Source organism: Affinundibacterium amnicola, from assembly GCF_014284275.1.
In the GTDB taxonomy this organism is placed as follows: Bacteria; Pseudomonadota; Gammaproteobacteria; order Burkholderiales; family Burkholderiaceae_D; genus Undibacterium; species Undibacterium amnicola.
Map to the genome: position 1 here is coordinate 177,930 of NZ_JACOFU010000004.1, position 20,218 is coordinate 198,147.

Annotated in this window: 23 protein-coding genes and 1 pseudogene; 11 read left to right on the forward strand and 13 right to left on the reverse strand. The window is 45.0% G+C overall.

The features are described 5' to 3' along the window. Positions 1 to 73: 73 nt before the first annotated feature. A complete protein-coding gene (gene rsmD, locus H8K33_RS11350; RefSeq protein ID WP_186891149.1) occupies positions 74 to 754 on the reverse strand; it encodes a 16S rRNA (guanine(966)-N(2))-methyltransferase RsmD in 681 nt (226 codons plus the stop codon). Between the two features lie 173 nt (positions 755 to 927). Here rsmD and ftsY point away from each other — a divergent pair, with 173 nt between their 5' ends. The 4 genes from ftsY (at position 928) to rpoH (ending at position 4,837) form a co-directional block, all read left to right on the forward strand. Further along, a complete protein-coding gene (gene ftsY, locus H8K33_RS11355) occupies positions 928 to 2,037 on the forward strand; it encodes a signal recognition particle-docking protein FtsY (protein ID WP_186891150.1) in 1,110 nt (369 codons plus the stop codon). Positions 2,038 to 2,070: 33 nt separating this feature from the next. Next, the gene (locus H8K33_RS11360; protein WP_186891151.1) at positions 2,071 to 2,757 is read left to right on the forward strand and encodes a cell division ATP-binding protein FtsE; all 687 of its coding nucleotides are present in this window, start codon (positions 2,071 to 2,073) and stop codon (positions 2,755 to 2,757) included. A 20-nt stretch (positions 2,758 to 2,777) separates the two neighbouring features. Then, the gene (locus H8K33_RS11365; RefSeq protein ID WP_186891152.1) at positions 2,778 to 3,695 is read left to right on the forward strand and encodes a cell division protein FtsX; all 918 of its coding nucleotides are present in this window, start codon (positions 2,778 to 2,780) and stop codon (positions 3,693 to 3,695) included. A gap of 242 nt (positions 3,696 to 3,937) precedes the next feature. Next, a complete protein-coding gene (gene rpoH, locus H8K33_RS11370; RefSeq protein WP_186891153.1) occupies positions 3,938 to 4,837 on the forward strand; it encodes an RNA polymerase sigma factor RpoH in 900 nt (299 codons plus the stop codon). Between the two features lie 94 nt (positions 4,838 to 4,931). Here the strand turns inward: rpoH and H8K33_RS11375 are convergent, their stop codons facing one another. Genes H8K33_RS11375 through H8K33_RS11395 form a run of 5 tightly spaced genes read right to left on the reverse strand, consistent with a single transcriptional unit; the run spans position 4,932 to position 8,813 of the window. Beyond that, positions 4,932 to 5,543 carry an SCO family protein gene (locus H8K33_RS11375; protein ID WP_186891154.1) on the reverse strand — a complete coding sequence of 204 codons (612 nt, stop codon included), beginning with the start codon at positions 5,541 to 5,543 and terminating at the stop codon, positions 4,932 to 4,934. Between the two features lies 1 nt (position 5,544). Next, on the reverse strand, positions 5,545 to 6,429 hold the full coding sequence (gene cyoE, locus H8K33_RS11380) for a heme o synthase (RefSeq protein WP_186891155.1): 885 nt from the start codon (positions 6,427 to 6,429) through the stop codon (positions 5,545 to 5,547). Positions 6,430 to 6,438: 9 nt separating this feature from the next. Continuing rightward, positions 6,439 to 7,503 carry a COX15/CtaA family protein gene (locus tag H8K33_RS11385; RefSeq protein ID WP_186891156.1) on the reverse strand — a complete coding sequence of 355 codons (1,065 nt, stop codon included), beginning with the start codon at positions 7,501 to 7,503 and terminating at the stop codon, positions 6,439 to 6,441. Between the two features lie 16 nt (positions 7,504 to 7,519). Continuing rightward, complete coding sequence (locus H8K33_RS11390; protein ID WP_343043817.1) at positions 7,520 to 8,113, reverse strand: SCO family protein; 594 nt, start codon at positions 8,111 to 8,113, stop codon at positions 7,520 to 7,522. Beyond that, the gene (locus tag H8K33_RS11395; protein ID WP_186891158.1) at positions 8,094 to 8,813 is read right to left on the reverse strand and encodes an SURF1 family protein; all 720 of its coding nucleotides are present in this window, start codon (positions 8,811 to 8,813) and stop codon (positions 8,094 to 8,096) included. The genes H8K33_RS11390 and H8K33_RS11395 overlap by 20 nt, the downstream gene beginning before the upstream one ends. A 33-nt stretch (positions 8,814 to 8,846) precedes the next feature. Between H8K33_RS11395 and H8K33_RS11400 the strand changes: the two genes are divergently transcribed. Next, positions 8,847 to 9,047, forward strand: a complete 201-nt coding sequence (locus H8K33_RS11400) for a twin transmembrane helix small protein (protein WP_186891159.1) — start codon at positions 8,847 to 8,849, stop codon at positions 9,045 to 9,047. Positions 9,048 to 9,134: 87 nt separating this feature from the next. Here H8K33_RS11400 and H8K33_RS11405 read toward each other — a convergent pair whose 3' ends face one another. The 7 genes from H8K33_RS11405 to H8K33_RS11430 form a co-directional block, all read right to left on the reverse strand. Then, complete coding sequence (locus tag H8K33_RS11405) at positions 9,135 to 9,995, reverse strand: cytochrome c oxidase subunit 3 (RefSeq protein WP_186891160.1); 861 nt, start codon at positions 9,993 to 9,995, stop codon at positions 9,135 to 9,137. Positions 9,996 to 10,062: 67 nt separating this feature from the next. After that, positions 10,063 to 10,278: a DUF2970 domain-containing protein gene (locus tag H8K33_RS11410; RefSeq protein ID WP_186891161.1), complete on the reverse strand. Its 216-nt coding sequence runs from the start codon at positions 10,276 to 10,278 to the stop codon at positions 10,063 to 10,065. Between the two features lie 47 nt (positions 10,279 to 10,325). Continuing rightward, positions 10,326 to 10,895: a cytochrome c oxidase assembly protein gene (locus tag H8K33_RS11415; protein WP_390319664.1), complete on the reverse strand. Its 570-nt coding sequence runs from the start codon at positions 10,893 to 10,895 to the stop codon at positions 10,326 to 10,328. Positions 10,896 to 10,946: 51 nt separating this feature from the next. Beyond that, on the reverse strand, positions 10,947 to 11,051 hold the full coding sequence (locus H8K33_RS19750) for a cytochrome oxidase small assembly protein (protein WP_222613390.1): 105 nt from the start codon (positions 11,049 to 11,051) through the stop codon (positions 10,947 to 10,949). 43 nt (positions 11,052 to 11,094) lie between these two features. Beyond that, positions 11,095 to 12,708, reverse strand: a complete 1,614-nt coding sequence (gene ctaD / locus H8K33_RS11420; protein WP_186891163.1) for a cytochrome c oxidase subunit I — start codon at positions 12,706 to 12,708, stop codon at positions 11,095 to 11,097. A 17-nt stretch (positions 12,709 to 12,725) separates the two neighbouring features. Further along, on the reverse strand, positions 12,726 to 13,916 hold the full coding sequence (coxB, locus tag H8K33_RS11425; RefSeq protein WP_186891164.1) for a cytochrome c oxidase subunit II: 1,191 nt from the start codon (positions 13,914 to 13,916) through the stop codon (positions 12,726 to 12,728). 215 nt (positions 13,917 to 14,131) lie between these two features. After that, positions 14,132 to 15,049: a methyltransferase domain-containing protein gene (locus H8K33_RS11430; RefSeq protein WP_186891165.1), complete on the reverse strand. Its 918-nt coding sequence runs from the start codon at positions 15,047 to 15,049 to the stop codon at positions 14,132 to 14,134. 148 nt (positions 15,050 to 15,197) lie between these two features. Here H8K33_RS11430 and H8K33_RS20240 point away from each other — a divergent pair. From H8K33_RS20240 to H8K33_RS11455, 6 genes and pseudogenes are all read left to right on the forward strand, one after another. After that, a pseudogene (locus H8K33_RS20240) lies at positions 15,198 to 15,362 on the forward strand (double zinc ribbon domain-containing protein); the annotation flags it as partial. A 78-nt stretch (positions 15,363 to 15,440) separates the two neighbouring features. Then, on the forward strand, positions 15,441 to 15,908 hold the full coding sequence (locus H8K33_RS20180) for a phosphoribosyltransferase family protein (protein ID WP_186891166.1): 468 nt from the start codon (positions 15,441 to 15,443) through the stop codon (positions 15,906 to 15,908). A 113-nt stretch (positions 15,909 to 16,021) separates the two neighbouring features. Continuing rightward, positions 16,022 to 16,492 (forward strand): tRNA (uridine(34)/cytosine(34)/5-carboxymethylaminomethyluridine(34)-2'-O)-methyltransferase TrmL, encoded by a 471-nt coding sequence (gene trmL / locus H8K33_RS11440; RefSeq protein ID WP_186891167.1) that lies wholly within the window; start codon positions 16,022 to 16,024, stop codon positions 16,490 to 16,492. 715 nt (positions 16,493 to 17,207) lie between these two features. Further along, a complete protein-coding gene (locus tag H8K33_RS11445) occupies positions 17,208 to 17,576 on the forward strand; it encodes a response regulator (RefSeq protein WP_186891168.1) in 369 nt (122 codons plus the stop codon). Between the two features lie 10 nt (positions 17,577 to 17,586). After that, on the forward strand, positions 17,587 to 17,868 hold the full coding sequence (locus H8K33_RS11450) for an STAS domain-containing protein (protein WP_186891169.1): 282 nt from the start codon (positions 17,587 to 17,589) through the stop codon (positions 17,866 to 17,868). A 21-nt stretch (positions 17,869 to 17,889) separates the two neighbouring features. Next, entirely contained in the window at positions 17,890 to 20,094 is a 2,205-nt protein-coding gene (locus H8K33_RS11455) for a chemotaxis protein CheA (RefSeq protein WP_186891170.1), read from the forward strand. Positions 20,095 to 20,218: the final 124 nt, after the last annotated feature.

A 20,218-nucleotide genomic window follows, 5' to 3' on the forward strand; every position in this document is an offset into this window, starting at 1 on the left:
CTTTACTGACTTCTTCGCTTAGTTCTTCACTTACTTATTAATTGACTTAGCAAGACGCGCATTATCCCAGATTTTAACCAGCTTCACCGGACTCAGTGTTGCGTTGCAACAAATGAAAGTGCACACTGCCTGCTTTGTCTTGGCGCAAGATACGCCATCCTTGGTAACACGCCGGTGTATCAGCGGTATCCAAGGCGGGAAGCATTTGTTCTGATTCCACATAAATGACACCGCCCTCGGCTAATAATTCAGCACAAATGGGAAATACTTTTTCCAAAAAACCTTGGTTAAATGGCGGATCAAGAAAGATAAGCTGGAATTTGTCTACACGGGTTGCCAAAGTCTTTAATAGTAAAAGCGCATCGCCTCGCTGTAGATGGATCTGTTCAGCTTTCAGTTTCTGTTTTGTTAGCTCAAGTTGTTTGAATGCTGCAGGGAATGCTTCTAACATCGTCACCTTCGCAGCACCGCGACTTGCAGCCTCGAATCCCAAAGCACCGCTACCTGCAAATACATCCAAGCAAGAAATCGATACCCATTGACTATGAAAAACATGGTTTAACCAATTAAACACAGTTTCACGCACACGATCTGGGGTTGGTCGCAATCCTTCAGCATTGATCACCGTCAAAGGCGTGCGTTTCCAATCGCCACCGATAATTCGAATCTGGTGACTAGTCTGGTTATGCTTAACGGGTTTAGCTGGCTTGGCTTGTGATGCGGCTGGATTCGGGCGATTCTTGTTGTGATTCATAGCGGGCAGCGGAAAATCGCGGTTAGGCTCTGTTAGAATGGCAGCATTCTAAAGGTTTTTCGCTCTAGCTTTGCAATTCTCTGGCATCCAATGCCGATCGCACAGATTTGTCTTAGCTTTCAGGACACCATCAGCGAATCATCTCAACACTACTTTTGAGTATAAATTCATCAATGTTTAGCTTTTTTAGAAAAAAAACACCCGAAGTCCTCGCAACTCCAACGGCTTCCGAGACCAGCAATACGGCAAATCAGGTCAATCATAGCGAATCTAACATCAACGCAGACAGTCAACTCGCCCATGCTCCCGCAGCAGTTGAGGTTAAGGTCGAAGCTGAGTTGGAAGCGAAGTCAGCACCAGCACCAGCACCAGCACCAGCACCAGCAAAATTGTCATGGATCGCACGCTTAAAACAAGGCTTAGCGAAAACCTCTTCCAACTTGACCACCCTATTCGTTGGTGCCAAGATCGACGATGATTTATATGATGAGCTAGAAGCCGCTTTATTGACCTCTGATGCGGGCGTCGAAGCTACTATGCATTTGCTCGACAACTTAAAACGCAAAGTAAAAGAAGAAAAGCTGACTGAGGCTGAGCAAGTCAAAGCTGCACTCAAAACCTTGTTGCTCGATTTGCTCACACCCTTGCAAAAGCCATTTGAACTGGGCCGCCATCAACCTCTGGTGATGATGATTTCTGGCGTGAATGGCGCCGGCAAAACCACCACCATCGGCAAACTCGCTAAACACATGCATGCGCATGGTCAATCCGTAGTGCTGGCGGCGGGCGATACCTTCCGCGCTGCCGCTCGTGAGCAACTGATGGTGTGGGGCGAACGCAATAATATTACCGTGATTGCACAAGAATCTGGTGATCCGGCCGCAGTTGCATTCGATGCAGTCGCATCAGCAAAAGCACGAGGTACCAATGTCGTGATGGTCGACACCGCGGGTCGTTTGCCAACACAATTACATTTGATGGAAGAACTCAAAAAGATCAAACGTGTGATTGCCAAAGGCATGGATGGCGCACCTCAGGAAGTCTTATTAGTCATTGATGGCAACACCGGGCAGAATGCCTTGACACAAGTAAAAGCCTTTGACGATGCGCTGCAATTAACTGGACTCATCATCACCAAACTTGACGGCACGGCAAAAGGCGGCGTCTTGGCAGCGATTGCAAAAACTCGTCCAATTCCCGTATATTTCATCGGTGTCGGTGAACAAATTGAAGATCTGCAAGCATTCAATGCCCAAGAATTTGTTGACGCGCTGTTGCAATAAATTTGCTCAAAATACGATGAAGGAAAGCGCACTATGATTGAATTCCAACATGTGACCAAAGCCTATGCCAATGATATCTACGCTTTACGCGATGTTTCTTTAACGATAGGCGATGGCGAATTGGTTTTCTTGGCTGGCCCATCGGGTGCGGGCAAATCAACCTTATTACGCATGATTGCTGGCTTAGAGAAACCCAGCAGCGGCATGGTACTGATGAATGGTCAAAACATCGGCCAATTGAAAAGTAGCAGCTTGCCTTATTTACGCCGCAAGTTGGGCTTGATTTTGCAGGGCCAAGGTTTGTTACTAGATCGTAGCGTATTGGCGAATGTCATGCTGCCGATGATCGTGGTTGGTGAATCCACCAACGAAGCTGAAACCCGCGCCTGTGCCGCCTTGGATCGCTTAAATATTCTGGACAAAGCGCTTGCCTCGCCACTGGCCTTATCTGGCGGCGAACAACAACGCGTCGCCATTGCCCGCGCCATCGTCAATCGTCCCAAAATCATTTTGGCAGACGAACCTACCGCTTATTTAGACCGCGATAATGCCATCATCGTGATCAATGCCTTAAAAGCATTTCAACGTTCGGGCGTCACTTGCATTATTTCTAGTCACGATGAGCAATTTTTAGATCAGGCCAATCGCGTGATTTATTTGAGCAAAGGCGAAGTTACTGACTCCTGGACCTCATCAGTCGAGCCAGCTGTTGCCGCTTAAATCAGATTTCAAGGATAGATATGACCAACTGGTTCCGCCAACATGCTTACGCGATGCGCAGTGCGTTTACCCATTTACGCGCAGCGCCTGGCAATTTTTTGTTTAATGTTTTAGTCATCGCAATCGCCCTATCCTTACCCATAGCGGGCTTAACAGTTTTAGAAAACATACGCCCTGTCGCCTCACAATTATCGATAGAGCCAGAAGTCAGTGTCTTTCTCAAACCTGAATTAGCAACAGCAGATGCAGCGGCTTTACAAACACCGATCAAAAAGACCCTAAAGGATTTACAGATCAATGCCAAGCTACGCTTTGTGGCCAAAGACAAAGCATTGGCAGCGATGGAAGGCACGAATAATCTAGCGGAAGTTTTAGCGACCTTGGGCGGCAATCCTTTGCCCGATGCGTTTGTACTGTCTTTATCTAGTGCGGACAGCACGAAAGTTGAGCAGCTCACCAGAGCATTGCAAGGTCTCGATCACGTCGATGTAGTGCAAGTTGACTCCGCATGGGTAAAACGTCTAGCGGCACTGTTACACGTATTGCAGATGGCCTTACTATTTTTAGCGGGAACTTTAGCAGTGGTTGTGATCGTGGTGATTTTTAATGCGACGCGCTTACAAGTGATTTCCCATCAAGCCGAGATTAGCGTCAGCCGTATGTTAGGCGCGACGAATAGTTTCATTCATAAGCCGTATTACTATACTGGCGCGATGCTAGGTGTGCTAGCGGGTGGCTTGGCCTTAGGTTTAGTTGCACTCTCTTTACAACCGCTGAATCAAGCAATTGCCGAATTCGCCAAATTGTATGCTTCAGAGTTTCACCTCAGCCCACTTGGCATCTTGCCTAGCCTGGGCTTAATTCTCATCAGTAAGCTACTTGGTTTATGCGGTGCTTACCTCTCGGTACGTCGACAATTATCAAAAATAGCCGCCTGATCCTGAGGAAAATTCATGCATCAGTGCAACTTTTAGTACCTGATTTGGTCTTATATGCAAATTTCGGCACTGAAATGCCAGTGAAAATTAATTTTTTTACAGCAGACACCTTGAAATTCCGCAAAATAAACAGATTATTAGCACTCATGCCGATTGAGTGCTAATATTAGAACTTGAAGGTACCAGAAAATGTTTTTGGTACGGCTCTATAGATACAATCTGATTTGATATCAGGAGGAAACATGACACAAACATCAGCACAAGGCATTTTGCGTTCTTCGGACAGCACCGCTTTAGCACTGGGGTTTTCCGGCACCTTAGGCAATATTGATGCCTATATTTCTGCGGTCAATCGTTTGCCTATGTTATCGCACGAAGAAGAAATCGATCTGGCGACAAAATTAAAATTACATAATGATCTGAACGCTGCGCAACAATTAGTTATGTCGCACTTGCGTCTGGTTGTCTCGATTGCACGTGGCTACTTGGGCTATGGTTTGCCACACGCAGACTTAATTCAAGAAGGCAATATCGGTTTGATGAAAGCAGTCAAGCGTTTCGATCCAGATCAAGGTGTGCGTTTGGTTTCTTATGCCATGCATTGGATCAAAGCCGAGATGCATGAATACATCTTGAAAAACTGGCGCTTGGTGAAAGTCGCAACGACAAAAGCACAACGTAAATTGTTCTTTAATCTGCGCTCGAATAAAGAAGGTCTGGATTCCATGACACCTTCGCAGATCGACAGCTTGGCGAGTAAGCTTGATGTCAAACGTGAAGACGTGATTGAGATGGAAATGCGTTTGTCCGGTCGCGATGTTGCTTTGGAAGGTTCTAGCGATGACGAAGATGAAAAATTTGCGCCGATTGCTTACTTAAAAACCGATGCTGGCGAACCAACCAATGTCATCGAAGCGCAGCAATACGATCGCTTGCAAGGTGAAGGCTTAGAATCAGCATTAGCGAAACTAGACCCACGCTCCCGCCGCATCATCGAATCGCGCTGGTTGCAAAATGATGATGGCTCTGGTGCCACTTTGCATGAATTAGCGGATGAATATGGTGTTTCTGCAGAGCGCATTCGCCAAATCGAAAGCGCTGCGTTAAAGAAAATGAAAACTGCACTTACTGAATTTGCGTAAGCGATAGCAATTTCTATTAGGTATACGCAAAAGGCACTCAATTGAGTGCCTTTTGTTTTATACGCTTCACTACTCACAATGCAGATCTGAAGCTCTACTTCAATAAGATTTGCAAATCATGCACGATAGTTTCTGTTTTTTGTCCGTATTGAATATATAAACGAATCCTGCCTTGCGGATCAAACACATAGCTCGCCGCCGTATGATCCATGGTGTAGCTATCAGGTGTTTTGCCAGGGCTCTTTTGATAGAACACTTTAAATTCTTTCGCAACCTTGGCCGTTGCTTCCGCATTCCCATAAAGGCCTAAAAAGCGTTTATCAAAATTCGGTACATAAGCAGCCAATAGCTCTTGCGTATCGCGCTCTGGATCTACTGTTACGAATAATACTTGCACACGCTCAGCCAAAGGGCCAAGCTGAGTCATGACCTTAGACATCTCAAACATGGTGGTTGGGCAAACGTCAGGACATTGCGTATAACCAAAAAACAAAACCACCGCCTTGCCTTTAAAATCTGCCAAGCTACGTGGTTGACCATTCTGATCAATCAAGGCGAAATCCTTAGCGTAAGAAAGACCCGTCAGATCGGTATTCAAGAATTTCTCTTCTGGCTTATTGCATGCACTCAATATCAAACCAGCCGCAAGAGCTAAACCGCCAGAAACAATTCGCGTCCAAACAGAACGTCTAGAAAGTGTTTTCATATCAAAATTTAATGTAATGATCGACCAGTAATGCGGCGAACAATAAGGAGAGATAGACTATCGAAAACGTGAAGGTTTTACGCGCTAACACATCATCGTAATGGCGATAAATGCGCCACGCGTACCATAAGAATCCCAGCCCCAAAATCACTGCGCTCACCAAATAGATGATGCCACTCATCTTGACTGCATAAGGCAATAAGGTCGTTGCGAACAACGCGATGGTGTACAGCCAAATATGGAAACGTGTGAACTCAAGGCCGTGCGTAATCGGTAACATTGGCAAACCTGATTTCGCATAGTCATCTCGGCGATACATCGCCAGCGCCCAAAAATGTGGTGGTGTCCAAACAAAAATAATTAACACCAATAACCAGGCTTGCATTGGCACTTCATTGGCAATCGCAGCCCAACCTAAAGCTGGCGGCATCGCGCCAGATAAACCACCGATGACGATGTTTTGTGGGGTCGCAGGTTTTAAGATAATCGTGTAAATCACAGCGTAGCCAACAAAAGTAACGAAGGTCAGCCACATCGTGAGCGGATTGACCAAGGCATATAAAATCCACATGCCTGCGCCACCTATCAGAAATGAGAAAACGAGAATCTGCTTGGTACTCATTTCACCTTGCGCGCTAGGGCGACGCGCTGTGCGTGCCATGCGCGCATCAATTTCGCGCTCTACTAAACAATTGACCGCAAAAGCAGCACCTGCTAGCAACCAAATGCCTATCGTCGCAGCCAGCACGATGCGCCAGTCAGGCAAATCTGGGGTGGCCAAAAACATGCCGATCACAGCACAAAAAACAGCAAGCTGGGTAACACGTGGCTTGGTGAGTGCCACATATTGAGAAAAGCGATTTAACAAAGTACTTTGAGTTGTCATTGGGTGCGATTAAGATTCATTAGCAACGCTGGAGCGAACCCGATAGTTTAACATGCTCAGCAACAGCACAAGCACTGCGGCACCTGCATTATGCAAAACAGCAATCGCAAGTGGCCAAGAGAAATAGATTGTCGCTACGCCTGTTATCAATTGCATCAGTAAAACCGCCAAAACGGCATTTGATAGTGTTTTTGTATTGGCATGCTTCCGGCTTAAAAAAGCGACATAACCAAGCACAGCAAACACGATCCATGCAAAACTACGATGCACCCAGTGAATCGTAATCAGCGCTGAAAAAGGTAAGAAATCTCCGCTACCAGTGCGCCCTAATTCGCGCCACAAAACATAAGCGTGCTCAAAATCAAGCTGCGGAACAAGTTCGCCATTACACAATGGATAATCGTGACATGCGAGCGCTGCATAGTTAGTACTGACCCAACCGCCAAGTGCAACTTGTATCAATAAAATGATGAAAGCGATCGGTAAGAGCTTATACAAGGGCCGCGAATAATTAGTCTCAGAGCGCGAGGATTCCCGCTGCCATGCCCACGCCAACATCGACAAAATAATCAGTGCCAAGATTAAATGGATGGTGACGATAATTGGCTGCAACTTCATCGTCACGGTCCACTTGCCAAACGCTCCTTGAATGCCAACCAAGACAAACAAACTGGTTGCTAGCCAAGGAGAAAATGGACGGGTCTTACGCTGCCACCAAGCGATACCCATTTGCAGCATAATCAAGAAACCCACGCTCATGGCAAGGTAGCGATGAATCATTTCTATCCATGCTTTCGCTACCGTCACAGGACCAGTCGGCAAAAGACTTTCCGCAGCTTTGATTTCACTATGTGCTTGGAATGGATTCGCCTCTCCATAGCAACCAGGCCAATCGGGACAGCCCAAACCGGAATCCGTTAGACGCGTGAACGCGCCAAAAATAATCAGATCGAAAGTTAAGAAAAGCGTGACAGCGATTAGCTTTTTATACTTATTCTGCTCTTTTGAAAACAGGACGAAAGCGAGCGGAATCACCGCAAACAAGATCCCAATGATGGCAAGTTGAAGTAGCATGATATGGATTAATGAATTAGCCGATTGCCGATGCCCTGAGCAGCTTAGACAAGTCTTTTTTGATCTTATTCGGATCAGCATCTTTTGGATAACGCATCATCAAATTACCCAAAGGATCAACGAGATATATATGGTCATGAAGATTGGTACCCAACTCCGTTGGCAGCCATTTTTCTAACTTGCTTTTATCACTGCGGAGTAAATGTGTGCCGGCGATACCTGGTTTTAATTTTTCTGCGACTGCTTGCGCATCAGTGATCAACCAAACTCTTTCTATGCGATCCATATTCTTGCCTTGCGCCAGGCGCAATTGGCGGATCTCCAGCAGTTTACGCTGGCAAACTTCAGCGCAACTAGCATCATCTATTTGTAATATCAGCCACTTACCTTTTAAACTGCTGAGCTCAATAACTTTGCCTTCTTCACTTTGCAAACCCAAAGTTGGCATAGGATGTTGGCGCGGATCAATTAAGCTACCATAATTGTTTTTCGGGCCTGGCTTAATCACGTAATAAGTGAAATACGATGCGATCAATGGCGATGCGCACACCGCCAAAACCGCTAGCAATTTCCAACGACCAGCAGTTTTTTTATTTTCTGTTTTTTCCACGACGAATTCCTGTAACAACGAAAAAGATGGCTGCCATCAAAGCCAAGCCATACCATTGAAATGCATAAGCACGATGTTTATCTGACCCAGCCGACGGCTTTGGCCAATCACGTATCAAACCATCACTAGCATTGGATGTTTGCTCCAATACCTTATCAACTATTGCCAATCCAGTTTGCTTGCGCAAATCATCAAATGGCACACTTTGAACTATGCTGGCGGGCTTTAAGATCTCAGATTTTCCGAGCTGCATAGTGCGATCTAATTGATCACGAACGACACCCTCGATCTCAATGATGCCTTGATCAGTCAGCAAAGTGGGTATTTTAGTCCGTTCCACTGGATTGCGCTGCAGCCAGCCACGCGCCACCAAGACCGATTGTTTGCTTCCATCAATCTTAAATGGCATGAGAACATAGAATCCGGCCACGCCATAAAGGGGGCGATTATCCAGATACAAAGACCAGTCACGCGCAAACTGGCCTTTAAGTTTTACTTTTTGAAATGCTCGCAAGCGGCCGAAATCTTGCGAACCACTCAGGACAACAGGCGCTTGTCGTAATTGCTCCTGCATGACCGCGGCAATCGCTTCCTTTTCCTCTGCTCGCCTAGTCTGCCAATTTCCCAATGCAATACCAGTCGCACATAATATTGCCGTGGCAAGCAAGGGCAAGATACGAATCAATCGGGACTTAAGCATTACAATAGCTCTTTTGCGGAAAAAGTGATTATCATGAAAATTCTGGTTGCCATCGCCTTCTTACTCATTTTTTTTAGTTTAGGCTCAGCTTTAGTTTATCTAATGAAAGACAAAGGAAAAAGCAATCGTACCGTAAAGGCTTTGGCTTTTCGCGTCGGTTTTTCCGTGAGTCTATTTGTGTTAATTTTGATCGCTAATCACTATGGATTAATCCAGCCCACAGGAATTCGCTAAATCAAACAGTTTTACGATAAGCCACATGAAGAAAAAGCCGCACACAGTGCGGCTTTTTCTTCAACTGTATTAATTCAGCAGTGGCGATTATAACCAGTACACAACGACATACAAGCCCAACCATACCACGTCGACAAAGTGCCAGTACCAAGCTGCGCCTTCAAATGCAAAATGATTCTCTGCTGTGAAGTGCCCCTTCATCAAGCGATACAGAACAACTGACAACATAATCGCGCCCATCGTGACGTGGAAACCATGGAAGCCAGTTAACATAAAGAATGTAGAACCATAGATGCCAGAGGTCAATTTCAAATTCAAATCGCTGTACGCATGCATGTATTCATAAACTTGGAATCCCATGAAAACTGCACCCAACAAAATGGTGGCAAACAACCAAATGGCTGTTTTAGCGCGAAGACCTTCACGAATAGCGTGATGAGAAATCGTTAAAGTCACACCAGATGCCAACAATAACGCGGTATTGATGGTTGGGATTGGGAATGGTCCCATCGTTTTAAACGCTTCAACCGTACCTGCTGGGCCAACATTACCCCATTGTGCAGCAAAATCCGGCCACAATACTTTGTGATCTAAATCTGCCAACCAAGGCATACTGATGCTACGCGCATAAAACAAAGCGCCGAAGAATGCGCCGAAGAACATCACTTCAGAAAAAATAAACCAGCTCATACTCCAGCGGAAAGATACGTCAATACGTGCACTGTATTTTCCACCTTCTGATTCAGCGATCGCATCACCAAACCACTTGTACAATACGACCAAGGTCAAAAAGACACCAGTTAAATTGAGGTAAGCACCCCATGTGATGCCATTCACCCAGGCAGATGCACCGATCATCGTCAGCAATAAAGTAGTAGCACCTAAGACTGGCCACTGTGAAAGACCTGGCACAAAATAGTAAGGTGCACTAGCGTTGTGAGAACTCATTTCCATCTCCCGATACAATTTTTTAGACTCAATTATTAACTAATATTAACTAATTTCTTTAATTTCTTTATTTTGCAACAACCTGCTTCACAATCAAAACCAACACCGTTATGAAGATTGCCGCGCCTATCAATCCTGCAATAATGACATGGACAGGGTTTAGTTGTGCTGCATCCTGTTCATAAGCACTTTTCTTACGTATTCCTAAAAACGACCACAACACCGCTTTCATGGTCGCCAAAAACGATGCTTTACGTTTTGATGCTTGCTTTAAGTCGTCCATATTTACCTGCGCACTTTCGATCTATTCGAAATCGATGTCGTATTATTTTACGATCCTGTTTTACTCGCCGTTGGCTTTAGACCAACTTCAAAAAAAGTATAAGACAGGGTAATTGTCTTCACATCTTTTGGTAATGCGGGATCAATAAAAAACGATACAGGCATTTGACGTGCTTCATTTGCTTCCAATGTTTGCTGCTGAAAACAAAAACATTCCATCTTCTTGAAAAACGTTCCAGCTTGTTGTGGCGCATAGCTCGGAATTGCCTGTGCATCCATTTTATAAGATTGTTTATTCACAACCTCATAAACAACCTGCGCCATTTCACCGGGGTGCACCTGCAAACTAGAAACGGTTGGACGAAAACGCCAAGGTCCCTGGGTATTTGCATCAAATTCAATCGTGATTAACCGGCTTTTATCTACTTGAGAATTCACAACAGCATCAGCAGAGATATCTTTTGGTGTCAAAATATTGATACCAGTAATCTCACAAATCTGCTTGTAAATCGGAATTAAAGCGTAACCAAAGCCGAACATCACTACCGCAATAATCACTAATTTCTTTAGCATCAAGAAATTAAGTTTTTTGGTAACTACTTGATCTTCGCCGCTCACTTCCGCTGCCTTTTGCTTCAATTCCTCAGACATGTAAATCTCGATTCAGTCTTAACGCAAGAAAGTTTGCTTTGCGAACACGCCAATAAAAAACACCAAAACCACCGATGCCAAGATCAATGCAGTTTTGAGATTAGTTTTATTTTGGTTTTTCATTTTTCAGGTGACCCCAGCGTTAGCCGGAGTCAAATTCCATTATTTATTTAAACACAGGTGGCTCTTCAAACGTATGGAATGGTGCTGGGCTTGGCACAGTCCATTCCAAACCTTCAGCGCCGTCCCATGGCTTATCACCCGCTGGCTTACCACCTTTGATCGATGGGATGACCACGAACAAGATGAAATAAACCTGCATCAAACCGAAACCAAATGCACCCACTGAAGCGATCAAATTAAAATCAGCGAACTGTGCTGGGTAGTCAGCATAACGACGTGGCATACCAGCGAGTCCCAAGAAGTGCATAGGGAAGAAAGTGATATTGAAAGTGATCAGAGACATCCAGAAATGAATCTTACCGCGTGTTTCGTTGTACATGAAACCTGTCCACTTTGGTCCCCAGTAGTAGTAACCAGCGAACAAGGCAAACAAGGAACCCGCAACCAAAACATAGTGGAAATGCGCCACAACGTAGTAAGTATCTTGCAACTGAATATCAATCGGCGTTACCGCCAAAATCAAACCTGTAAAGCCACCCATCGTAAATACAAAGATAAAACCAACAGCGAACAACATAGGTGTTTCGAAAGTCATCGAACCTTTCCACATCGTTGCAATCCAGTTAAACACTTTCACGCCAGTTGGAATCGAAATCAACATCGTTGCGTACATGAAGAACAACTGTGCCGTGACTGGCATACCGGTTGTGAACATGTGATGCGCCCAAACGATGAAGGACAAAATCGCGATAGATGCAGTTGCATACACCATCGATGCGTAACCAAACAATGGCTTACGTGCAAATGCTGGGATGATTTGGGAAACGATACCGAAGGCTGGCAAAATCATGATGTATACCTCTGGATGTCCGAAGAACCAGAAAATATGTTGGTACATCACTGGATCACCGCCACCAGCAGCATTAAAGAAAGACGTGCCGAAATGACGGTCAGTCAAAGTCATCGTAATCGCGCCTGCCAATACTGGCATAACCGCGATCAACAAATACGCAGTAATCAGCCAAGTCCAGCAGAACATAGGCATCTTCATCAAAGTCATGCCAGGAGCGCGCATGTTCAAGATGGTAGTGATGATGTTGATCGAACCCATAATGGAAGATGCTCCCATGATATGCACAGCGAAAATCGCTAAGTCCATACCAGGCCCCATTTGTGTCGACAATGGTGCATACAAAGTCCAGCCAGCAGCAGTTGCACCACCTGGAACAAAGAAGGAACCAGCCAACAGCAATGCTGCAGGTGGCATCAACCAGAATGAAAAGTTATTCATACGGGCAAATGCCATATCGGATGCGCCGATTTGCAATGGAATCATCCAGTTAGCAAAGCCAACGAATGCCGGCATAATCGCACCGAAAACCATGATCAAGCCGTGCATCGTGGTCAACTGATTGAAAAACTCTGGCTGCATCAATTGCAAACCTGGTTGGAACAATTCACTGCGAATACCCAAGGCCATGACGCCACCAAGCATCAACATTGAGAATGCGAACCACAGATACAAGTTACCGATATCTTTATGATTGGTTGCGAACAAATAACGACGCCAGCCATGCGGGTGATCATGATGATCGTGTGCGTGGTCGTCGTGACCATGAGAGTGATCGTGTGCGTGATCAGCTACTGTATTACTCATCTCTATCTCCTGTTCAATTACTTACGCGCAGCCAAAACTTCGGCTGGCTGGACGATATTTTCTGCTGCCTTATTCGACCAGCTATTACGGGTATAAGTAATCACCGCAGCAATTTCTGTATCTGACAATGTAGCTTTCCATGCTGGCATGCCTGCTTTACCATTCAACAAGATGTTGATCTGTTCAGCCTTCGGGCCATTGACCATTGCCGAACCATCTAAAGCGGCGAATGCACCTGGAACACCTTTACCGTTAGCTTGATGGCAAGCAACGCAATTGGCTGTGTAGACGCTTTCTCCGCGTTGTTTCAATTCATCGACGGTCCATACTTTTGTTGGATCATCTGCTTTCGCAGCCATTTCTTTTTTCTTGCCATCAACCCAAGCGGTGTAATCTGCATCGGATACCACGCGTACAACGATAGGCATGAACGCATGTTCCTTACCGCACAATTCAACGCATTGACCACGGTATGTACCAATTTTTTCTGCCTTAAACCAAGTATCACGAACGAAACCTGGAATCGCATCTTGTTTTACACCGAAAGCTGGAATTGTCCAACCGTGGATCACGTCATTAGCTGTCGTGATAATGCGGATCTTTTTATTGACTGGCACAACAACTTCGTTATCCACTTCCAACAAATAATTCACACCGCGTGCTTCTGTAGGAGCAAGGCCTGGAGCACCGACTTGAGTACGTGGAGTCGCTAAGGTCGACAAGAATGCAATACCTTCACCCTCACCTTTGAGGTAGTCGTAACCCCATTTCCACTGCATACCCGTTGCCTTAATTGTGATATCAGCATTCGACGTATCTTTCATTGCCACGACAGTCTTAGTCGCTGGCAACGCCATGCCGATCACGATGAAGAATGGCACGATCGTCCACAAGATCTCAACCGTTGTGCTTTCATGGAAAGTCGCAGGCTTATGACCCAAAGACTTACGATGTTTCAAAATGGAATAAAACATCACACCGAACACTGCAACGAAAATCGCCAAGCAAATGTAAAGCATGAGGTTATGGATGGAGTAGATTTGCTCCGCGATTTGTGTCACGGGTGTTTGCAGGTTTAACTGCTTGACGGCAGGACCACCTGGGCTATCTTTAACGGCCCAAGCTGGCATCCCAGCAGTCAAAAGCGAAGCACCGAGCACCAAGGAGGCGCCAAGCGTTCTCGACTTTAATCGCATAGCATGTTTCATGATTTCCCCAAAAACCTATTAGAATTTTCAACAGAAATTGCCAAAAGAAAATACTGACAACTTCCACAACTGCGAGAGTATAAAGCGTAAAGCTGAGCTATATCAAGAAGAAATCATGGTTCAGCTGCGCAAAATCATATTGACAATCTTGATTTTTGCTAAGGAATAAAGGCCATCAAACTTTTTTATTGGCAATAAAAATTGCTGAAATTTATTTATTTTTTCATGGCGTCAAATTGAATAATTGATTCCCCACTGGCAAGTTTTGTGGGAACGGGCTTAAAGGCATGCCCAAATACAACTTCGATTGTTAAAGGAATTCGTCCATCTTCTCCGCGCTTTTTTTCCAACTCAGTCTTTAAATAGGCGAAGGCCGATTTGCCCAATAAACCACGACGACGATTCGAAAGAGGGTTTCCACCAAGTGCCCTAACATCTGCCAACAATCGTTGCACATCTTGATAACGCAAAGTGATGCGCTCAACATCCATCACTGGCGTAGCAAATCCGGCTGCTACTAACATGTCGCCAAAATCGTGCATATCAACAAACGGTAAAGTATGAGAATCATCGTCTATTTGCGCAAAAGCCTGTCGCAATTCCAGCAAGGTATCCGGACCAAAACTGGAAAATATCACGATACCGTTACGCGCCAAAACTCGGAACCACTCTTGCAACACCTGATCTGGTTGCGGATGCCAATGCAATGCCAAATTAGACCAAAGCACATCAACCATATTTGCCGCCAAAGGGAGCTTTGCAAAATCGCCACAAGTTACAGCAAGCTTTGCATCCCTCGCATGCTTACTTTGATCAGGAAGAAAACGGCTGAATAAACCGCGTAACACCGAGCCAGCGGAGACACTCGCGATTTCAGATCGATGCAAGGCCTGCCATGAGGCATCAATTCCCAATACTTGCTGTGCCTGCGGAAAGCGCTCACTTAGACGAAGCAAATCAGCTCCCTCACCACATCCCGCATCGACAACCCGTTTGGCATCAATCCGGATCAAATCAAGCTTTTCGGCCATTCTTTGCGCGACTTCCTGACGCAGAAAAAGAGAGTCTCGCACTCTAGCTGGCGTGGAGAACAAACGACGAACTTCAGACAATTGAATTGGTGCACTTAACATAATTTAAATTAGACATGTCAATTTGTACTTTAATTGTATACTCAGCATGTCTACAGAATCCTTGATGATGAATGCGCAGAAGTGTAACCGTTCAGACTGTCATTTGCTTTATCGCGACGCATCTTTTTAATCCCTACCAATTCGAAATATGCATAACATCTTTCAATTTCTGCTACCAACATATTGCACACTTTGTGGCTCAGTATCAGAAACGAATATCTGCAATGCATGTCACACTCACTTTCTGGTAAATCAAACGCCTCGCTGTACCAAGTGTGCGTTACCACTATTCACTCAACAGACGCAGCTCTGTGGCGCTTGTCTCAGCACCCCACCCTTTTTTGATATCACGCTAGCTTGCACAGATTATCAAGCACCGATTGATAGCATCGTGTTAGCACTAAAATTTGGCGGCCACTTATTTCAGGCTGAAACCATTGCACGACTTTTAGGGAAAACGATCTGTCAGCATCGGGACAGCGGCACCAATATGCCTGCGCTTTTATGCCCGGTGCCACTAAGCCGACAGCGATTAATCTCACGCGGCTTTAACCAGGCAATGGAAATTGCCCGCCCAATTAGCCGATTACTAGCCATACCACTGTATTCAGATCTACTTTGGCGGCTGAAAGATACCTTACCGCAAAGCCAGCTACATCCAGATCAACGCCATCGCAATGTACAAAGCGCATTTTCAATTCATCCCGACTTAGTGCATTTAATCGATGGTCAAAACGTAGGAATTATTGATGATGTAATGACGACCGGAACTACGCTCAATGAAATCGCCAAACTACTCAAGCGGTATGGCGCAGCGCGCGTTTCGAACTTCGTTTTTGCACGCACGGTAAGGCAATAATTCACAAAACAATTTGCATCAATTAATGAACGTGCCGAGATCAAGTCATGCGCGATGCGCTATCATGCGATACTTGATTTACCTCACTTATTCTCTTCATTAAAGGAATCGCCTTGTTTAATGTTGTTTTAGTCGAACCAGAAATCCCACCCAATACTGGCAATATTATTCGCTTGTGCGCCAACGCCGGTGTGCAGCTTCATTTAATCGAGCCACTAGGTTTTCCTTTGGAAGATAGCAAGTTAAAACGCGCTGGTCTCGATTATCATGAATATGCAAAAATGAAAGTACATCAGAACTGGGATGCGTTCATCGCGAGTGAACAGCCACCGGCCTCTCGCCTTTTTGCAATGACGACGCATGGATCATCCACCTTCTCATCGATCGCCTTTCAAGCAGGAGATTATTTTGTGTTCGGCGCTGAAACACGAGGCCTCGCACAGGAGTTACGCGAATCATTTCCGCGATCACAACGCATTCGCCTACCTATGCGTCCAGACAACCGTAGCTTAAATTTATCCAATACTGTTGCGATCGTAGTGTATGAAGCCTGGCGGCAAAATGGCTTTGCTGGTGGTGAATAAAACGAATAAATTCAGCGTCAAACTCGCTGTATATAGCGCAGATACAACACCTGCCTCAATCAAACTCAACGCATTTTACAGGGCATTTACATGTAAAGTAGTCCTGTAAAATTTCTTCATCGTTTGATACAAATCCCACAAAACACAGCGCCAATTCAGACGAAGCCAAGCAAATTAAGTGCGCTGTTACGCCACCGTCATTTCTTGACATCATCAAATTCTCCGTTCTTTTTTACGTTAAAAAAATCACGTCAATTGAAGATTTAAAGATCTTTAAAACTTTACCTGTAAAAACTGCAGAATATCGATCGACAAATATCACAAGTCCATTTGGAAGCATGCTAAGCTATATCTACAAAGCAACAAAATAACAATCTGAATCCATCTTGCCATCAGCCAAAGTCTTAACACATTTTGATTGAGTGGTTTGACAGATTTGTGCAGGTCAGCAAGGTATCAAGGCAGTTCGTAATATTCGTTGTGGTATCAACCATATGCAATAAAGACGATGAACTTAATCACCACGCCAGCTAAATCACGCCGCACCTTGCGGATACTAAACGCGCAAGCGTTTAGCCGTGCATTGATGTTGCGCCAAATCAGACCACAATTCTCAAAGCCCTCACAAATACTCTGCACACATCGCCATTATGTGCGGCAGGTGCTTCACTCGCTTTAGTCAAATTTCAAAAACATTTCATGATCGAGGAATAACATGGCAAAAACAGTAATGGTAGTAGACGATTCCGCATCTGTCAGACAAGTAGTTGGTTTGGCCTTACGTGGCGCTGGTTACGAAGTCATTGAGGGAATAGACGGTAAAGACGCCCTAGGAAAATTGAAGGGGCAGAAGATACATCTGATTATTTCTGACGTAAACATGCCCAACATGGACGGTATTACTTTTGTACAGGAAGTGAAAAAGCTACCTATGTACAAATTCACACCCATCATCATGCTGACTACGGAATCCCAAGAAGGTAAAAAACTACAAGGCCAAGCTGCTGGCGCAAAAGCGTGGGTAGTTAAACCCTTTCAACCAGCGCAAATGCTTGCTGCAGTTTCAAAACTTATCTTACCGTAAAAGGTGCAATGTGAATTCACATGCAATTTCTGGCGAGCTGACAATTTATACCGCCGCGATAGAGAAACTTCAGCTACAAGAATTTCTTGAATCTGATGATGAGTTGGAACTCAATCTTTCGCAAGTTTCAGAAATGGATAGCGCGGGCTTACAAGTACTCATTTTGATGAAACAAGAAGCCATCCGACGCAACAAAAAACTGCGTTACACCATGCATAGCAAAGCAGTATTAGAAGTCTTAGAGATGTGCAATATGACAGCAACGTTTGGTGACCAAGTTATTTTAACTTGAGTAAATCGCGGGAGATTTCGTATGAGTTTTGAAGATGAAATGAAGGCTGCGCTAGATACCTTTGTAGTCGAAAGCCGCGAATTACTACAAGATATGGAAGACGGTTTATTAGGTCTGGAACATGACGATAATCCGCACGATGCCATCGGTGCAATCTTTCGCGCAGCCCATACCATCAAAGGTTCTGCGGGCTTGTTTGGTTTAGACCATATTGTTCATTTCACCCACGTGGTGGAGAGCATACTAGATATGCTACGCAACGAAGAAATTGCCGTTTCCTCTGACTTAATTGCGGTTCTGCTGCCGTGTCGCGATCACATTAGCAACCTGATTGACGGTGTCGCTTCTGGTCATATTGAAGGAACCGCTGAACAACTGTCTGCGGGTACTGCCTTACATGAACAGCTAAGCAAATTCGCTGATGGTAACTCGCCAGATCAACGCTCTGACATTGCGCAACAACACGAACAACATGCGCAATCCTCTGGCGGCGGTTTAGTCGACTCGGGAAACTGGTATTTATCGCTTCGATTCGGATCGGATTGTCTGCGTAACGGCATGGATCCACTGTCATTTATTCGCTATCTGAGCACTTTGGGCGATGTCATTAATCTGATAACCATTACCGACAACATTCCCCAGTTGGATCAGATGGATGCGGAAAGTTGTTACCTTGGATTTGAAGTCGTACTCAAAAGTAGTGCGAGCAAAGAAGCCATTGAAAACGTTTTTGAATTTGTGCGCGAAGATAGTGTTATTCGTATCGTACCGCCGCGCAGCAAAATTGATGAGTACATCGACATTATCAACAACTTACCGAATGATGATGAACTGCTCGGAGAAATTCTAATTAAGAGTGGTGTGCTAACGAAGCATGAGTTGGAAGAGTGTTTGAATTTACAAAAGCAGCGTCAAGGCATCACGCGCGGAGAAACCCATGAGGCGCCGATCGGAGAAATTCTGGTCAAGCAAGAGATGCTGCAAGAACCTATCTTAAATGCCGCACTTCACAAACAACAGCAAGTTAAAGATACCAAAGCAAGAGAAAAACAAAACATTCGTGTTGATGCGGAGAGGCTCGATAGATTGATTGATCTGGTCGGTGAGTTAGTCATCGCAGGAGCCGGTGCGAATCTTCGGGCAACAAAATCAAATGATGTCGCACTACTCGAATCAACCAGTGAAGTCATGCGATTGGTAGAAGAAGTTCGCGATAGTGCATTGCAATTAAGAATGGTTCCCATCGGTACGACGTTCAGTCGCTTCCAACGTGTGGTCCGCGATGTCAGCATCGAACTTGGTAAAGATATTCTGCTTGAAATTTCGGGTGGGGATACTGAGGTTGACAAATCTGTCGTCGACAAAATTGGCGATCCATTGATGCATCTTGTTCGTAATTCTATGGATCATGGCATTGAAGCTGCCTCGATCAGAATCGCACGCGGCAAACCAGCCCAAGGAACTTTACGGCTCAATGCTTATCACGAATCTGGCAGTATTGTGATTGAAGTCAGCGATGATGGCGGTGGATTAAATCGCGACAAAATTTTGGCGAAAGCCATTGAAAAAGGCTTGGTTTCAGAAGGCACCGCATTAAGCGATAAAGAAATTTATGCCTTAATTTTCGAACCTGGTTTTTCAACCGCAGATCAGATCTCAAATCTTTCAGGTCGTGGTGTTGGCATGGATGTTGTCAAACGCAATGTCACGTCGCTACGAGGCAGTATCGACATCGATAGTGAAATCGGCGTAGGGGCAACCATGCGCATCCGCATGCCGCTTACTTTAGCAATTATTGATGGTTTCTTAGTGGGTGTCGGTAAATCTTCCTTTGTCATTCCACTTGACCAAGTAGTGGAGTGTGTCGAGCTACCTAAAGAGTGCGCAGAGCGTGATTTTATGGATCTGCGCGGTGAAGTGTTACCGTTTATTCGTCTACGAAAAATGTTTGAAATTGAGGGCGCAGAACCACGCCGTCAGAATGTCGTTGTCATCGGCAATGGCACGAATAAAACTGGCTTGGTAGTTGATCGACTGATGGGTGAATTTCAAACCGTCATTAAACCTCTAGGAAAACTATTCGGCCATCTGCAAGGTATCGGTGGTTCCACCATTTTAGGCAGTGGCGAAGTCGCCTTAATTTTAAGTGTGACGAGTATGACGCAACACTACTCAAGAATGGAGCAGAAACGACTACTAGCAGTGCCGCAAAATTCTAATAGGTAAAAAGATCATGCAATCAAAGTCATTTAAGGCGATGCCACTTCCATGCATGAATGGATTTAAATTAATTTGATTTAATTTATTAATGACAGCATTGATTCTTCAAGCTGCTATTGATATAGACAAA

Bases quoted from the DNA above. Each gene is read 5' to 3' on its own strand.
- rpoH (WP_186891153.1), top strand. From the start codon at position 3,938: ATGACACAAACATCAGCACAAGGCATTTTGCGTTCTTCGGACAGCACC.
- ftsY (WP_186891150.1), top strand. From the start codon at position 928: ATGTTTAGCTTTTTTAGAAAAAAAACACCCGAAGTCCTCGCAACTCCA.
- cyoE (WP_186891155.1), bottom strand. From the start codon at position 6,429: ATGACAACTCAAAGTACTTTGTTAAATCGCTTTTCTCAATATGTGGCA.
- H8K33_RS11395 (WP_186891158.1), bottom strand. From the start codon at position 8,813: ATGCTTAAGTCCCGATTGATTCGTATCTTGCCCTTGCTTGCCACGGCA.
- H8K33_RS11410 (WP_186891161.1), bottom strand. From the start codon at position 10,278: ATGGACGACTTAAAGCAAGCATCAAAACGTAAAGCATCGTTTTTGGCG.
- H8K33_RS11360 (WP_186891151.1), top strand. From the start codon at position 2,071: ATGATTGAATTCCAACATGTGACCAAAGCCTATGCCAATGATATCTAC.
- H8K33_RS11375 (WP_186891154.1), bottom strand. From the start codon at position 5,543: ATGAAAACACTTTCTAGACGTTCTGTTTGGACGCGAATTGTTTCTGGC.
- H8K33_RS11455 (WP_186891170.1), top strand. From the start codon at position 17,890: ATGAGTTTTGAAGATGAAATGAAGGCTGCGCTAGATACCTTTGTAGTC.
- rsmD (WP_186891149.1), bottom strand. From the start codon at position 754: ATGAATCACAACAAGAATCGCCCGAATCCAGCCGCATCACAAGCCAAG.
- H8K33_RS11400 (WP_186891159.1), top strand. From the start codon at position 8,847: ATGAAAATTCTGGTTGCCATCGCCTTCTTACTCATTTTTTTTAGTTTA.
- H8K33_RS11385 (WP_186891156.1), bottom strand. From the start codon at position 7,503: ATGCTACTTCAACTTGCCATCATTGGGATCTTGTTTGCGGTGATTCCG.
- H8K33_RS11365 (WP_186891152.1), top strand. From the start codon at position 2,778: ATGACCAACTGGTTCCGCCAACATGCTTACGCGATGCGCAGTGCGTTT.
- coxB (WP_186891164.1), bottom strand. From the start codon at position 13,916: ATGAAACATGCTATGCGATTAAAGTCGAGAACGCTTGGCGCCTCCTTG.
- H8K33_RS11445 (WP_186891168.1), top strand. From the start codon at position 17,208: ATGGCAAAAACAGTAATGGTAGTAGACGATTCCGCATCTGTCAGACAA.
- H8K33_RS19750 (WP_222613390.1), bottom strand. From the start codon at position 11,051: ATGAAAAACCAAAATAAAACTAATCTCAAAACTGCATTGATCTTGGCA.
- ctaD (WP_186891163.1), bottom strand. From the start codon at position 12,708: ATGAGTAATACAGTAGCTGATCACGCACACGATCACTCTCATGGTCAC.
- H8K33_RS11405 (WP_186891160.1), bottom strand. From the start codon at position 9,995: ATGAGTTCTCACAACGCTAGTGCACCTTACTATTTTGTGCCAGGTCTT.
- H8K33_RS11430 (WP_186891165.1), bottom strand. From the start codon at position 15,049: ATGTTAAGTGCACCAATTCAATTGTCTGAAGTTCGTCGTTTGTTCTCC.